15 protein-coding genes are annotated in these 14,051 nt (G+C 61.2%); all 15 read right to left on the reverse strand.

From position 1 onward, the window contains the following. Positions 1–13 precede the first annotated feature (13 nt). Positions 14–1,324, reverse strand: coding sequence for an HlyD family type I secretion periplasmic adaptor subunit (locus AC0L15_RS02525; protein WP_287244553.1), 1,311 nt, complete (start codon positions 1,322–1,324; stop codon positions 14–16). Continuing rightward, on the reverse strand, positions 1,324–3,078 hold the full coding sequence (locus tag AC0L15_RS02530) for a type I secretion system permease/ATPase (protein WP_287244555.1): 1,755 nt from the start codon (positions 3,076–3,078) through the stop codon (positions 1,324–1,326). Before AC0L15_RS02530 ends, AC0L15_RS02525 begins: the two co-directional genes overlap by 1 nt. A gap of 84 nt (positions 3,079–3,162) precedes the next feature. Continuing rightward, positions 3,163–4,554 carry an endo-1,3-1,4-beta-glycanase EglC gene (gene eglC, locus AC0L15_RS02535; protein WP_287244557.1) on the reverse strand — a complete coding sequence of 464 codons (1,392 nt, stop codon included), beginning with the start codon at positions 4,552–4,554 and terminating at the stop codon, positions 3,163–3,165. Between the two features lie 266 nt (positions 4,555–4,820). Further along, the gene (locus tag AC0L15_RS02540; protein ID WP_287244558.1) at positions 4,821–5,642 is read right to left on the reverse strand and encodes a D-glutamate cyclase family protein; all 822 of its coding nucleotides are present in this window, start codon (positions 5,640–5,642) and stop codon (positions 4,821–4,823) included. Positions 5,643–5,800: 158 nt separating this feature from the next. After that, the gene (sctT, locus tag AC0L15_RS02545; protein ID WP_287244560.1) at positions 5,801–6,616 is read right to left on the reverse strand and encodes a type III secretion system export apparatus subunit SctT; all 816 of its coding nucleotides are present in this window, start codon (positions 6,614–6,616) and stop codon (positions 5,801–5,803) included. Positions 6,617–6,625: 9 nt separating this feature from the next. Next, the gene (locus AC0L15_RS02550) at positions 6,626–6,895 is read right to left on the reverse strand and encodes an EscS/YscS/HrcS family type III secretion system export apparatus protein (RefSeq protein ID WP_023799503.1); all 270 of its coding nucleotides are present in this window, start codon (positions 6,893–6,895) and stop codon (positions 6,626–6,628) included. 18 nt (positions 6,896–6,913) lie between these two features. Further along, on the reverse strand, positions 6,914–7,567 hold the full coding sequence (gene sctR, locus AC0L15_RS02555; RefSeq protein WP_202363682.1) for a type III secretion system export apparatus subunit SctR: 654 nt from the start codon (positions 7,565–7,567) through the stop codon (positions 6,914–6,916). Further along, entirely contained in the window at positions 7,560–8,477 is a 918-nt protein-coding gene (gene sctQ / locus AC0L15_RS02560; RefSeq protein WP_473495870.1) for a type III secretion system cytoplasmic ring protein SctQ, read from the reverse strand. The genes sctR and sctQ overlap by 8 nt, the downstream gene beginning before the upstream one ends. A gap of 208 nt (positions 8,478–8,685) precedes the next feature. Then, positions 8,686–9,174, reverse strand: coding sequence for a hypothetical protein (locus AC0L15_RS02565; protein WP_473495871.1), 489 nt, complete (start codon positions 9,172–9,174; stop codon positions 8,686–8,688). Then, positions 9,161–10,519, reverse strand: a complete 1,359-nt coding sequence (locus tag AC0L15_RS02570) for a FliI/YscN family ATPase (RefSeq protein ID WP_287244567.1) — start codon at positions 10,517–10,519, stop codon at positions 9,161–9,163. Before AC0L15_RS02570 ends, AC0L15_RS02565 begins: the two co-directional genes overlap by 14 nt. Next, positions 10,516–11,136, reverse strand: coding sequence for a type III secretion system stator protein SctL (gene sctL, locus AC0L15_RS02575; protein WP_287244570.1), 621 nt, complete (start codon positions 11,134–11,136; stop codon positions 10,516–10,518). Before sctL ends, AC0L15_RS02570 begins: the two co-directional genes overlap by 4 nt. 5 nt (positions 11,137–11,141) lie before the next feature. Beyond that, positions 11,142–11,765 carry a SctK family type III secretion system sorting platform protein gene (locus AC0L15_RS02580; RefSeq protein ID WP_287244571.1) on the reverse strand — a complete coding sequence of 208 codons (624 nt, stop codon included), beginning with the start codon at positions 11,763–11,765 and terminating at the stop codon, positions 11,142–11,144. Beyond that, positions 11,762–12,601, reverse strand: coding sequence for a type III secretion system inner membrane ring lipoprotein SctJ (sctJ, locus tag AC0L15_RS02585; RefSeq protein WP_287244572.1), 840 nt, complete (start codon positions 12,599–12,601; stop codon positions 11,762–11,764). Before sctJ ends, AC0L15_RS02580 begins: the two co-directional genes overlap by 4 nt. Positions 12,602–12,610: 9 nt before the next feature. Beyond that, positions 12,611–13,258, reverse strand: a complete 648-nt coding sequence (locus AC0L15_RS02590; protein WP_287244573.1) for a hypothetical protein — start codon at positions 13,256–13,258, stop codon at positions 12,611–12,613. Between the two features lie 20 nt (positions 13,259–13,278). Next, entirely contained in the window at positions 13,279–13,755 is a 477-nt protein-coding gene (locus AC0L15_RS02595; RefSeq protein WP_287209898.1) for a type III secretion protein, read from the reverse strand. Positions 13,756–14,051: the final 296 nt, after the last annotated feature.

Raw genomic sequence — 14,051 nt, forward strand, 5'->3', positions numbered from 1 at the left:
TCGCAGAGAGAGCCTACTGCTCCCTGAAAGCGCGCTGGATCTGATCCGCCAAAGGTTTCACGAGATAGGACAGCATTGTGCGGTTGCCGGTCGAAAAGAACACCTCGACAGGCATGCCTGGCGCCAGGGCCACGCCCTTGAGCCGGCTAAGCTCTGTGCGCGGCAAGGCAACATGCACGGTGTAAAAGCCGGTGCCGGTTTTCTCATCGACATTGAGGTCGGCGGAAATCTTGCTGACGGCACCGTTCAGTTCCGGCGTCGTTTGCTGGTTGAATGCCGACAGCCGCAAGGTCGCGCTTTGTCCTGGCGCCAATTGATCGATGTCTTGCGGAGCCACGCGCGCCTCGACGGTCAGGTCGTCCGTCACCGGGACAATCAGCATGATGAGCTCGCCTGGAGATATAACGCCACCGACCGTGTGCACGCCGAGCTGATGAACGACACCGTTCTGCGGACTGCGTATGTCGATGCGTTTGAGCTGATCTTCGGCCGAAACCTTGCGCTCGACGGACTCGGAGATCTTTGCCTGGACGTCTCGCAGTTCGCTTGCCACTTCGCTGCGCAAATCCTGATCGATCTGGATGATCTGCAAACGGATTTCGGAGGTACGACCCTTCGATTGCGCTATGGCCGCAGTCAGTTGCCCGTGCTCGCCTTTAAGCCGCACGGCATCGCGTTCAAGCGCAGTAATACGATCGATCGAAACCAGCTTGCGTTGCCAAAGTCTGCGCATGCCTTCGAGCTCAAAGCCGATCAACTTGATTTCCTGGCTCTTGGCATCTCTTTGCTCGGTCAAGCCGGAAACCTCTTCGGCAAGCTGCGCAATGCGCTCCTGCAACTGAGCCTTCTGACCGGCGCGTGCCTGTCGGCGAAATTCGAACAGAGATTGCTCGCCGGCCATCGCCCGACCAATCTCGGGGGCATCCTGGCGTGACACAAGCGAAGCTGGAAAGACGATGCTTGCCTTGCCGTCGCGCTCGGCCTCAAGGCGAGCCAGCCGCGCCTCGAATTCGTCCAGGCTCTTCGAGACGATCGCCAAATTGGCCCGGGTGATGGTCTCATCGAGGCGGATCAAGACCTTGCCCGATTGCACGGCATCGCCTTCCCGAACGAAGATTTGACCGACAACGCCACCCGTCGGATGCTGCACCTTCTTGACGCTGGAATCGACAACCAGCTTTCCCGAAGCGATGACGGCTCCGGAAATCTCGGTGACGGCGGCCAAGCTCCCCGCCCCGCCAACCAGCAGGATGCAGGTTGCGACACCGCCAAGCAGATAGCGTCGAATGGTGCGATCGGCTGCGAATATCGTGCGTTGCGCCATCAGGATGCCGTCTCTTCAAGTCCGGAAACGACCTTCAAGGGAACGCCCGCTGGGCGGGTTATCTTGTTCAAGATCTCATTCTTCGGGCCAAAGGCCTGAATACGGCCGTTCGCCATCACAAGGACCTGATCCAGGCTGGCCAGCGCGCTCGGCCGATGTGCGACCACGATGGCAATACCGCCTCGAGCGCGAACAGCTTGAATCGCCACCGTCAACGCGGCCTCGCCTTCCGCATCGAGGTTGGAGTTAGGCTCGTCGAGAACAACCAGAAACGGGTCACCGTAGAGAGCCCGGGCAAGCGCCACCCGCTGCCTCTGGCCAGCCGAAAGCGCCGAACCGGCCTCGCCGATGCGTGTCTCGTAGCCTTCCGCCAGGTGGATGACGAGTTCATGAACGCCGGCCGCGCGCGCAGCCGCCAATATCTTGTCGGAAGGCGCTTGCGGCTCGAAGCGCGCGATGTTCTCGGCAATGGTGCCGTCGAACAGTTGCACATCCTGCGGCAGATACCCGACATGCTTGCCCAGTTCTTCCGGCGACCATTGGTCGAGTGTTGCGCCATCCAGCCTGACGGTGCCGCGAACCGGGAGCCATATGCCGGCAATCGCGCGCACGAGCGATGACTTGCCCGAAGCGCTCGGCCCGACGATGCCGAGGCCGACGCCCTGTCCCAGTGCAAAGGTGGCGTCCTGCACGACCATCCGGCGCTCACCCGGCGGTGCGACACTGATACTTTCGACCGAAAGAGCAGATCTCGGAGCAGGCAGCGAGACACTTGTCGCAGTTTCGGGAAGCAGGACCAAAAGCTGGGTCAAGCGGGCCCAGGCTTGGCGGGCGGTGACGAAGCCCTTCCAGTGGGCGATAGCCAGTTCGATCGGTGCGAGCGCCCGGCTCATCATGATCGAACTGGCGATCATGATGCCGCCGGTCGCTTCCTGATGGATGACCAGATAAGCGCCGATCGCCAGAATGCCCGATTGCAGCATCATGCGCAGGATCTTCGCGATCGTTGCGAGCGTCCCGGCAAGGTCGCTGGCCGTTGCATTGGTGTCGAGATAGCCGGCATTGATCCCTGACCAGCGCTCGGCGATGCGCGAGCCAAAGCCCATGGCCTGCAGAACCTCGGCATTGCGACGTGTCGCTTCGGCAAGTGTATTGCGCGCTGCCGCTTGACTGTTTGCCTTTCTGGCGGGCTCTCGCGTGCGTATTTCGGCAAGCAATGCCAGGCTGAACAGAATAACCACGCCGGCCAGCGCCGTCATGCCGATCCAGAAGTGGAACAGGAAGCAGATAGAGAGGTAGAGCGGCATCCACGGCAGGTCGAAAAGCGCGGTCGGACCGGCACTCGACATGAACGATCGCACCTGGTCAAGATCCCGCAAGGATTGAAGGCCGTCGCCTGCGAGCTTGGTGCGCAGCGGCAAACGCATCAGGGCGGCATAGACCTGTCCGCTCAAGCGCGCGTCCAGCGCCATTCCGATGCGCACCAGCAAACGCGACCGGATGAGTTCGAGAACGCCCTGAAAAACGAAAAGTGTGCCGGCAAATATTGCAAGCCCGACGAGCGTCGGCACGCTGCGGCCGGGTATGACGCGATCATAGACCTGCAGCATGAAGAACGAGCCGGTCAGCGCCAGGACATTGACGACGCCGCTCATCAACGCAATTCCGCCCAATGCACGACGGAAAGAAGCGAGAACCGCCGCGAGTGTCGTGCGCGGCGGCTCGGGTGGAATGGGATGCGACGTCGGCTTCACGTCAGTTCCAGTTCGGTTTCAGGCGGCAATGGCTGCGCCCGAAATGATGACGAACGCGTCGGTGCCGAGCCCATCTGTCAAATGTTAGATAACCCAGTCTTGCAACGCATAGGCATGGATGTAGTCGATCTGCATTTCCGCAGGCGTCGCAAGCTCGTCGGCGGGCTCTCCCGCTTGGCCACCGATCCCCATATTCACCAGCATATACATCGGGTCATGCATGTCGGCAGGCGTTGCGGCACGAGCGACCTCGACGTCGTCGAAATACCAGACGAGTTCGTCTTCTGTCCAAAGCACACCATACGTGTGGAACCCTTCGGTATCCGCGGCATAGGCCGTCGTGCCTACTGTTGTATGAGTTCCCGTCGCGTTCGAGTGGCCTGTCAGGATGAGCTTGTTTGGATCTTTACCGAACATCTCGATGACGTCCAGTTCCGGTGGCCAGGAGCCGTCCGCCGGGAGAAGCCAGAAGGCCGGCCATGCACCTTGTGTTTCGGGCATGTCTGCTCGAATTTCAAAATAGCCGTAGGTCTGCGCGAAGGATTCGTAGGTCGTCAGCAACCCTGACGTGTATTCGTAGTTATTTATATAGGGACGGATCGCTTCAGGAGCCCGGGCGGCGGTAATGGTGAGAACGCCGTCCTCGATGCTGAACGGATTGACGGAGCGTGTCGGGGCGTAGTCGGTATCGATGTACCATTGAAGATCATTGTTGCTCGTGAGCGTGCTGCCGTTCTCGGCCCCCCACCAGTAATTCGAATCCCAGGTGCCGCTCGAGCCGTTCCACAGGTCCAACGTATCGAACTCGTCCGAAAAGGTGAGTTCCAGGGCCGACCTGTCCACGGCCAGCTTGAACTGGCTTGCAGTGAAATCGCCGATGGTCTTGTTGGCGAAGACGAGAAACTCGCCGTCGGACAGATTTAGCCGGACGTTGGCTCCCGACTGGACCATGTTGGCGCGCACCTCTTCGAAGGAGGTGAAGCCGTAGCTCCCGACGCGAACCGTATCCGTCGCGCCAAGGTCCAGGATCAGATCACTGCCGTTGCCGGGGTTGACGACGAAAATGTCCGCCCCGGATCCGCCCTTGAGCACGTCATCGCCCTGCAAGCCGTCGAGCGTCTGTTGGCCGGAGCCGCCGGTAACGATATTGTTCAGCTCGTTGCCGAAAGCATAGCGTTTGTCGCCGGTGACCGTCAGATTCTCGAAATTGGCCGGGAGCTTGTAGCTCATCCAGGTCGAGATGGTGTCCACCCCTTCGCCGGAAAGCTCGACCGCCTTGTTTTTCGCGGCATACAGATAATAGATGTCGTCGCCCTTGCCGCCACGCATTGTGACGGTGACGTTACCGTCGCCATACATCGAGTCGTTGTATGTGCTGCCATAAAGTGTTGAGCTGGAACTCGTCGCCGAATACCACCTTACGGAGGATCCGCTGTAGGGAAGTGGAACGCCTTTGGCGTTCAGTACCGTGGCCATCCCGGTCCTTTCTCCTTTGTCTCACTCGATACCAGCCCTAACATCTATCGAGGGAAAAAGGAGCCAGCACTTTCTCACTTTCGAGTTCGGAAGGTTACCAAATGGTTATCACGTAGTGGGAGCACTTGCCGGGGAGCTTCACTGCCTCGAGTGCATAAGGTTGGGCCACTGCAACATGATCGAAGATGTGGTGAGGCAGATCGAGACCGACCTCACCGCATTTCGCATCTCGAATAGCATTACCGCTGACCGGTGATGAAGAACTGCTAATAGACCTTGAAAGCGCCGGCATCGGCTCGTGCATCGACGTCGGTGATCAGCATGTGCCCCGGCGATACCGTGATCGAGGTCACGAGTTCGGCGCGAGCAAGTGCATCCTGCGCGGTGATGCTGCTGGCCCAGAATACAGCGACCTCCCCGTCCATGATTTTCACCGCATCGCCCCAGTCGGGAGCCATCAAGTCGGCTATTCCGATGACCGTGGGATCTCCGACATGGATGGGAGAGCCGTGGGCATGCGGGAAGCGTGCGGTGACGGCGCGAACCCTGTCGACATCGCAACGGCTTATCGGACGCATCGAGACGACCATTTCGCCACCAAACGGTCCGACGCGGCACGTCTGGATCCTGGTTCGGAACTTGGGTGAGGCCTTGCCGCAGCCGATGCGGCTCAGTTTCTTTTCGGCAAGTGCAGCTTCGACGGTCAGCGAACTGCCGAGCGCGAAAGCGGCAAAATCATCCTGCCACAGGTCGATGATGTCCGTCCTCCGACGGGTCAGCTCGCCGAAATGATAGATGTTGTACTGGGGGGCATCGGTGCGGATGTCGATGTCGCCCAGCGCTGGGATCAATGGGCTGCCGGCGCGATTAACGCCGACCAATGGACAGGGTTTCGGGTTGCGGATGCAGAACTGGTGGAAATCGCTGGCAAAGCTGCGCGGCACAATCACAACATTGGCCTGGAGCTTGCCATGCGCCAGCCCCCCTGTATGCCCCTCATAGGCGCCCATTCTGACAAGCCTGCGCAGCCTTTCCGCATCGACCAGTCGCAGGTCCTCGAAGATCGGTGAAGTGGTCAGGCGAGCCATGGCTTCCGGTTCGGAGACAAGTCGGGAGGGCGTAAGATCGTTGGCGGCTCGGCTGCTTGTCAAATTGTCAGAATCTTTCCTCAACGATAAATTGTATTTATTGGCCGGCCAACGATTGCTTCATCTTACGACCGACGCTTGCGCAAACCTTCCTGCTGTCATTGACAGTTGCGGCAGCCGATCGCTTCTATCTGTCGGCCTGCCTCGTGCAGGAAGCCAAGGTCGCGCTCCATGTAGAAGAGCAGGAAAGCAGAATAGAGGACGAAGACCAGGCTAAACACCAGCGTCTTCACGATCAGCGAAAGCGCAAAAACGTTGAGGTGCGGTGAGGCGCGCGCCAAAAAGGCCAGCACAAGGTCGGACAACAGCATGCTGATGATGAGCGGGAAAACCAGGGTCAATGCCATCATCAGAATGCGGTTCAAGAGATCGAGGAAGATGCCGGCCGCATCCTTGCTGAACACCGGCAGAAGCCGGTCGATCGGCCACAGGCCATAGCTGTCGTAGAGGCTGGTCAAGGAAAGCTCGAGGCCGCCGGCAGCCAGGTAGACCGTGACCATGATGACGGCGAGCAAGGTGCCGGTGGCGCTCGTCTCATGGGTCATCATCGGATCGATCAGCGTCCCCATCGTCGAGCCGCGCTGCAGGTCCAGGATATCGCCGGCGGCCTCGGCCGCCCAGAACGGAATGCCCATCGCCAGCCCGAGCGTTACCCCGACGATGACCTCCTTGAGCATGTAGGCGACGATCATCGTCGTCGCGATGTCGGTGTTTGTCAGCTTGTCGACAATCATCGGAAAGACCGGAACCGCCAGCGCCAGGGCAACGCCGTTGCGCAGAAGGCCCGACAGCGGCACGCGCGAAAAGAGCGGCATCAGCAGCATGAACCCGGTCATGCGGGCGAGCGCGAAAGCTCCCGCCAGAAGAAACAACTGTAGCTCCTTGACCGACGCGAAGAAGGGTTCGACCGGCATCCGCGCGCCTCAACGCGTGACGACGGGGAATTCGTCCAGCGCCGTCGAGGCCTGCTCGGCGATCTGCTGGCCAAGCAGCGGGCCGAAGACGATGATGACCAGCAGGATCACGACAAGCTTGATCGTCTGCGGCAGGGACTGATCCTGAATTTGCGTCAGCGCCTGGGCCAGCCCAACCAGGATGCCGACGGCCAGCGCCGCGACGATCGCCGGGCCTGACGCGAACAGCACCGTCAGGAGCGCGCCCTGGACCTTCGCCAGGATGAAGTCATTGCTCATGCAAACCTCCCAGCGGCGTCAGACGTAACTCAGGATCAGGCCGTGCATCAGCCGCGACCAGCCATCTATGGCGACGAAAAGGAACAGTTTCAGCGGGACCGAAATGAGGACCGGCGAGACCATAATCATGCCGAGCGTCATCAGGATGTTGGCAACGACGATGTCGATGATGAGGAACGGAAGATAAAGCAGAAAGCCGATTTCAAACGCCCGCGTAAGCTCGGACGCGACAAAGGCAGGAACGAGTATCGAAAGATCGTCGTCCTTCAGATCTTGTCGTGCCTGTTCCGGCCACAGGCGGTTCGTCCCATCGAGAAAGAACTGCCGCTCTTCCGGCTGGGTGAACTTGATCAGGTGCTGCTGCAATGGTTCCCTCACCAGTTGCGCCGCCCTGGCGAGGTCGTCGGTCGTCTGGAACTGAACCTGCCCTTCCTGAAGCCGTCCCGACATCTCGCTCAGCAACGGCGTCGTGACATAGACCGTGAGCACGAGCGCTATGCCGTAGAGCACCAGATTGGGCGGCATCTGCTGGACGCCGAGCGCGTTGCGAATGAGGAACAGCACGACCGAGATTTTCAGGAATCCGGTCATGGTGACGACTGCCAGCGGCAGCAGACCGACAAAGCCGACGGCAATCAGGATCCCAAGCAGGTTCGGCGAATTGTCAAGCATTGTCGAACATACGGGCGATCCGCACGCCCAGGCTCTCCCCAATCCGGACGATCTCGCCACGGCCGACGCGTTTGCCATTGGCGATGATGTCGACCGTCTCCTTCGTCACATTGGCGAGCGGAACGATGGCGCCCGGCGCAAGCTGCCTTACCTCGCCGAGAGGCATTGCCGTGCGGCCGATCTCAAAAGCAAGCGCAACCGGCAACTCGTCCAGAGTTGCCTCTTCCAATGCCTGGTCGGCGTGCGGCGGCGTGTCTTGGTTCATGGTCCACTCCCATTTCGATCCAGCGATTGCAGTCGGCGCGGCAAGCAGTTGCGGCCCGCTGGCAGTCAGCATCGCCGGGGCATAAAGCCGCTCGGCAATGACCAATGCCGCCTCTTCCTCTTCGTCATCGAAAAGCACCACATCGCCAGGTTGCAGGCTTTGAAGATAGCCGTGGCTGATTGTAAGCGCGTTGCGCCAGAGGCAGACCGGCAACGGGAATTCGGCAGGAACCGGAGGTCTTGTTTTGCCGATCGCGTCGAGAAAGCGCCCGGCCCGCACCGCCAGACCGACGCTGTCGGTGTGCAAGGCGCAACCTATGGTTTCGTCCTTGCCGGACAGGGCGAAAGCCAAAGCGGTTTGGTTCAGAACGCTGTCTTCTCGTTCGACGGACGCAATAGTGACCGTCTCGCCCAGCTTGCTCTCGATCCATTCGAAATTTTTTTCGAATTCGGACTCCAGCAGCAGTGCGGCGTGAGCGGGTGCCAGTCGTTTCACGTCGATCAGCTCGTCAGCCTTGGCAAGGCCTCGTTCGACAACAGATAACGGCAAGCGCAATTTGCCCGCCATGTCTCCGAGAGTGAACGCAATCGTGCATATTGGCTGGTCCACAGGGTTTGGCGCCGGCCAGACGGCGGCGATCGCCATGGTTTTCCCGGCAATCGTGATCTGCGCGGCAGCACGACGGCGGTAGAAGGCGTTCAATGCCTCAACCTCCCCAGCCGCAACAGATTCCAATGTCAGCGGCTCGCCAACGCTCGAGCGTGTGCGTCTCGCCGGCTCTGCGCGCGCTTTCTTTTTTGCCGACGCCAAGGCCTGAGGCATCACACTTCCATATTCACGATCACGGATTGGACTATCGTTCTGCGGGCAAGCGCATTGGACTGCGCTCGTCTTCTTCGGAAAGCTCGGCAAGCGCGAGGCTGCGACGCGCAGTGCGTTTGGTCAGGTGCTGCAACAGCCCGTCCAGCTTCGTCACCGCATTCATGCTGGCGCGATGAACGTTGCGGGCGGCCGATAACTCCGCTTTGCGTCGTTGCTCAGTGACGCCGGCCATCTTCTCGTTTTCCCGGAGCTGCTCGGTTTGCCTGGCGGCGTTCTCGAATTGCCCCTGAAGCCGATAAAGGCTGACGGCCTTCACCGGTTGTCCAACAAGCGAAGCGAACGCTGCATCCTCAGCGTCGGCTGTCTGCTGCAAGTGTTCGCTGACCGCGGCGGCTGCCTCCCGAACCGCCCCGGCGGCCCGCTGCGCAGCGGCGTATCGCCTTATGACCAATTCGTTTGCGCGCTGTTCACCGTGGCGCCTGAGGTCGCGCAATCGTGCGATCGTGTCACGATCTTTCATTGACGATCCCCCGCATGCGTTCGCGTGTCTGCTCGATGGTCTCGTGGGTGGCGGACGGCTGTCGCAGGAAGGCGTTGATGGCGTCGATCTTCGCCACCGCCTCGTCCGCCACCGCATCGCTGCCCTTTTCGTATTCGCCGACGCGCAGCAGCAATTCGACGTCTGCGTAGCGGGCGAGCAGCTCCCGCAAGCGGCCGGCGTCCGACCGATGTTCCGCCGGCGCCACCGTGTCCATGAGGCGGCTGCGGCTGCGCAGCACGTCGATGGCCGGGAAATGATTGCGCTGTGCAAGCTCGTTCGACAGAAAAACGTGGCCGTCCAAAAGCGCCTGGATTTCTTCGGCAACCGGATCCAGCGTGCCATCGCCCTCCAGAAGAACGCTGTAGAGGCTTGTAATGGAGCCGACGCGGCCAGGCCCTGAGCGCTCGAGCAATCGGGGCAGAACTGCAAAAAGCGAAGACGGGAAACCGCGACGCGTCGGCGGCTCGCCTGAAGCGAGGCCAATCTCGCGCTGCGCACGGGCAAACCGCGTGATGTTGTCCATTGCCAGCAGCACATGCTTGCCCTGGTCGCGAAAATATTCGGCAATGCTGGTCGCCACATAAGCGGCCTTGACGCGCTCGATCGCCGGCCGGTCGGACGTCGCGACGACGATGATCGCGCGCGCCAGCCCTTCCGGGCCAAGCTGATGCTCGATGAATTCGCGCACTTCACGTCCGCGTTCGCCGACAAGCGCGACCACGGCAACATCTGCGTCGGTGCCGCTGACGATATCCGAAAGCAGGATCGACTTGCCGACGCCAGGCTCGCCGAAGATGCCGACGCGCTGCCCACGCGCGCAGGTGAGAAGCCCATCGAGGGCGCGGATTCCGAGCTGGATAGGCTCGGAAATCAAACTGCGCTCCAGCGGCGACGGCGGATAGGCGTTGACGGGATAGCTGCCGGTAATGCCATCCGGCGCAAGCGGCTTGCCATCCAATGGCTCGCCGAACGCGCTGATCACCCGACCAAGCAGGCCGGGCCCGACGGGCACCGTCTGGGTCTTTCCGGTCGCAATGACCTCGGTGAGGCTTGAAAGGCCGGTGAGATCGCCAAGCGGGACAAGGATCGCCATGTCGTCCATGAGCCCAACGACTTCCGCCTTGGTCGCCGTGCCGGTCCTGGGATCGAGGAGTTCGCAGATCTCGCCGATCCGAACCTCCTCCACCGTCGCGTGAATGACCGTGCCGGTGACCCGCCGTACACGCCCTTTCCTGGGCCGGCTGGCATCCTCACGCAGGCCGGAACGCAGGTTCGGAACGATCGATGCGAGGCGGCTCTCGAGCTTGGTGGCCGGACTTGTCATGCCGCCGCCTCGGCCTTTGATGAAATCGCCGCGGCAATGGCGTCGAGCTGTGCCTCGATGCTGGCGTCGATGACGGCAATGTCGGTCGAGAGGATGCAGGCGCCCGTCGCCAGCGTATCGTCCGCGTCGATCTCGACCGTCATGCCCAACTCACTCTCGCGCAGGACCGCGTTCAGTTCGTCGCGAACCCTGTTGACGGAAGCAGGATGAAGTCGGACTTTTAGATATTTGGCGCGGCGAATTTCAGTGACGGCCTGCGCGGCCGCCTTGGCGACCAGCATGCTCGCGTCGAATTCTCCCAGCACGCGCCTGACCACATCGAGAGCCAGATTGATGATTTCGGCTTCCAGCCCACCGAGATAGCGATCGACCTTGACCGCGGTCTCGCTCACCAGACGCGCGGCATCCTCGTCGCCTCGCGCCTTGCCATCTTCATAACCCTGCGCATATTCGGCCGCATAGGCTCGCCGAGCGGCGTCACGCAACTGCTGCGCATCACGCCTGGCTTCGTCGAGAAAAGCGTGCCCATCCTGCCAGGCGCGTGCCTCGGCAGCGCGCAGGATGCGGGCGACGGGGCGCCTCGGCACGGCAGTGGTCACTTTGTCCGGTTCGACCATATCGCCTAACTCATCGCCCGTCGAACGATTGCCGGACCAGCTTCGGCAAATGGTTCGGCTGCCGGCTGGTCGACAAGCGCATGCGGCATCAGCTTGAGGCGGACTCGCATGCTCGTTTCGCCCGGCAGCGCCTGACACCAGGCGCCAAGGCAACGCAGGCCGTCGCCATGGACACGACGATCAATGTCTTCCAGGGGCTCCAACGGCTGCATTGGACCGGCCAGATCGCGGTTGGCGACTGCGAAAGCGCAGATTTCCGCGCCGAGCGCTGCCTGCAACGCGGCGGCCTGGCGTCCATCGATGACGGCGGCCAGACTGCCGGCCCAGTAGATCGCGCCGGCGCGAAGCGCAAGTTCCTCCAACTCCTCACCCGACGACAAGGCAATCGCCAGGTCTGTCTCATCGGCTGGTTGGTTGCAGACGGCGCCGCTGAGGCCGTAACGCTCAAGCAGAAGCACTGACAATCGCTGATGCAGGCGCTGCGACCGCAACATACGCTCGCAGGCAGCCTCGCCGATCGTGCCGTCAAAGCATTGCGCCAGCCGGGCCGCATCCGCATAGAATGCGGGATTGGACATGAATGTCTGCCATTCCGGGCTGGCAGTTTGCTTCGAGCCGGTCTGGATCATGTCTTCTTCACCAGCATGACCGAAGCGTCGAGCGCATAAACGCCGGGTCGTCGATACCACTGGACGTAAGCCAGGCGGGCAGCCAGCGCCAATATCGCCGCCGTCATGCCGTAAAACAGCCACATCGCGGCGGCGACGCTGTCGGGATGCAGCCAGAGGCCGAGGAACGTTGTGAAACCTGGCTCGCCGGTTGCGTGCTCGGGAACCGCCGCGGTCACCGGAATGAGCGTGACCGATACATTGTCATAAGTCAGCCCGGCGATGCCTTTGGCCACCAGCATCTTGACCTGAGGAATCAGCTCATTCATCGGAACGGATGCGCGATGCCGGATGAAAACGGAGGCGGACGATGGCACCAGCCGCTGTCTCAGCGGATCGTTTTCGGGCAGGACGAGATGAACGCGCGCGGAAAGCACGCCGTCGATGTCCGAAATCGTCTGCGACAGTTCCTGGCTCAGGCCATAAATCATCGTCGCACGCTCTTCGACTGGCGAGGATACCAGCCCGTCTCGCTTGAACACGTCGCCGAGGGTCTGGAATTCCTGTTTGGGCAACCCGCTTTCGTCGAGAATCGCCATGGCCTCGGCGAAACGGTCCTTCTGTACGGAAACCGTCATTTTGCCGTCCTTGCCCGCCTCGCGCTGGGCCGGGATGCCATGACGCATCAGCGTGGCCACGATCTCGTTGGCCTGCCGCTGGTTGAGGTCGGAATACAGCTCAACCGAGCACGCCTGGAGCACAAGCATGCCCACCACGACGAGCGCGACGCGGCACCGGACGCCGCATCGATTCAATAGTGTCGACCGCCGCGGCAAGGTTATCGTGTGCACGAACACTCCGTAGGCTTACTGTTGCTTGATCAGCGTGCTGGTGGACGACGTAACGGCCGTTACGCTGCTCGTGACCACTTCGAGATTGGCGGCTGCCCACATCACCGAAATGGATCGTTCGAGCAGTTGCTCGGCATTTTTTGCGGTGGCGTTTTCGTCTTCCTTGCCTGACGGGGGCTTGCCTGACGGGGCGGACTTGCCGGCGCCATCCTGCATGGCGGCCGTTTCAGCACTCACAGGGGCGTTTGCCTGGCCAAGGGCCTTCTGGACCTGCTGCATCGTCCCTTCCAGCGACTGAACCGCAGAACCGAACAATGCAGACGGATCCGTGTGCGCCCCGCCCCCAGCCTTCTCCACCTCGGCCAGATAATCGAACAGCTTGTGTTCGGCGATCGGCTCGGTCTTTTCCAGTTTGGACGATTGTCCGGCCATCGCCGGATTGGCTCCCGAAGACGACTGCGCCACCTGCTGGCCTGCCCGCGCGGCGACATCACCGCGTTCAGGCAAACTGACCTTCGCGGCATCATGTTTTTCCTGATTGGCACCCACCATCCGGTTACCCGGCTGCGCTGTCGCGCCGGCGGTGATCTGCTGCTGCGAAGCCATGCTGGTGGTCAAGTTCGCCAGCGTGGCTTCCAGGGCTCCAATCGGCGCGATTTGCATGAACCTGCCCTCCTGCTTGCTTAGTTCGGTTTGCCGGAGGGAACATTCTGCGCCTCCGCCTGCCTGCCGCGGAAAACGCGGACCGGCACAACTTTGCCAACATCCTGCTTCGTGCTCGGCGCCGCAGGAACTCCCAGTGTTTTCCTGACAAGTTCAACATAGGACGGCGGCCCCGATACCGAGACAACATCGTCCTGCCTGGACACCTTGATCGGAAACTTCGGGTCGACGACCCCCAGCCGCGAAAGCCGATCTTCCGCACCGGCAGCCGTGTTGGCATCAAGCGCGATCATTTCCGTCCGGACCTCGGCTTCGGTCGCGACGTTCATGACAATGCCATCGAAATGCCAGACCAGCCCGTATCGATCGCAGATCTCTTGCAGGAACTCGCGCGCCGTCCCAACCGGCATGCCGGCGCTTAAACGCCCCTTTACGAGTTTGCTGACACGCATCGGCACCCGCATGTTGCGGCCTAGCTCGACCAGCGCGTCGGCCACCGACTGATCAACGGTGATGTATTTGTACGGGCCGGCAGGCCAGCGCGGTTCGGCGGCGTTGGCCTGCGACGAGGCAAGGCCGAACGCCAGGACCATCGCAAGACCGCAGGCGACAAAAGCAGCCCTGGTTCCCGAGATCCGATCGGCATGGCAGGTGTCGCGTCCCGTCAAAATTGGTCCTATCGCAAAGGGACGCACGAGCGATGCCCGCGTCGCTGGTTTCATGGTTTTCCCGCCGATTCACTCTATCGTGCACATTGCAGAATTGGAAGTCCAATTGGATTGCGCACGAGCGT

The sequence above is a fragment of the Mesorhizobium sp. WSM4846 genome, assembly GCF_055811415.1.

Coding starts and splice junctions, on each gene's coding strand:
- AC0L15_RS02525 (WP_287244553.1), bottom strand. CDS start 1,324: ATGGCGCAACGCACGATATTCGCAGCCGATCGCACCATTCGACGCTAT.
- eglC (WP_287244557.1), bottom strand. CDS start 4,554: ATGGCCACGGTACTGAACGCCAAAGGCGTTCCACTTCCCTACAGCGGA.
- AC0L15_RS02540 (WP_287244558.1), bottom strand. CDS start 5,642: ATGGCTCGCCTGACCACTTCACCGATCTTCGAGGACCTGCGACTGGTC.
- sctT (WP_287244560.1), bottom strand. CDS start 6,616: ATGCCGGTCGAACCCTTCTTCGCGTCGGTCAAGGAGCTACAGTTGTTT.
- AC0L15_RS02550 (WP_023799503.1), bottom strand. CDS start 6,895: ATGAGCAATGACTTCATCCTGGCGAAGGTCCAGGGCGCGCTCCTGACG.
- sctR (WP_202363682.1), bottom strand. CDS start 7,567: ATGCTTGACAATTCGCCGAACCTGCTTGGGATCCTGATTGCCGTCGGC.
- sctQ (WP_473495870.1), bottom strand. CDS start 8,477: ATGGCGATCGCCGCCGTCTGGCCGGCGCCAAACCCTGTGGACCAGCCA.
- AC0L15_RS02565 (WP_473495871.1), bottom strand. CDS start 9,174: ATGAAAGATCGTGACACGATCGCACGATTGCGCGACCTCAGGCGCCAC.
- AC0L15_RS02570 (WP_287244567.1), bottom strand. CDS start 10,519: ATGACAAGTCCGGCCACCAAGCTCGAGAGCCGCCTCGCATCGATCGTT.
- sctL (WP_287244570.1), bottom strand. CDS start 11,136: ATGGTCGAACCGGACAAAGTGACCACTGCCGTGCCGAGGCGCCCCGTC.
- AC0L15_RS02580 (WP_287244571.1), bottom strand. CDS start 11,765: ATGATCCAGACCGGCTCGAAGCAAACTGCCAGCCCGGAATGGCAGACA.
- AC0L15_RS02590 (WP_287244573.1), bottom strand. CDS start 13,258: ATGCAAATCGCGCCGATTGGAGCCCTGGAAGCCACGCTGGCGAACTTG.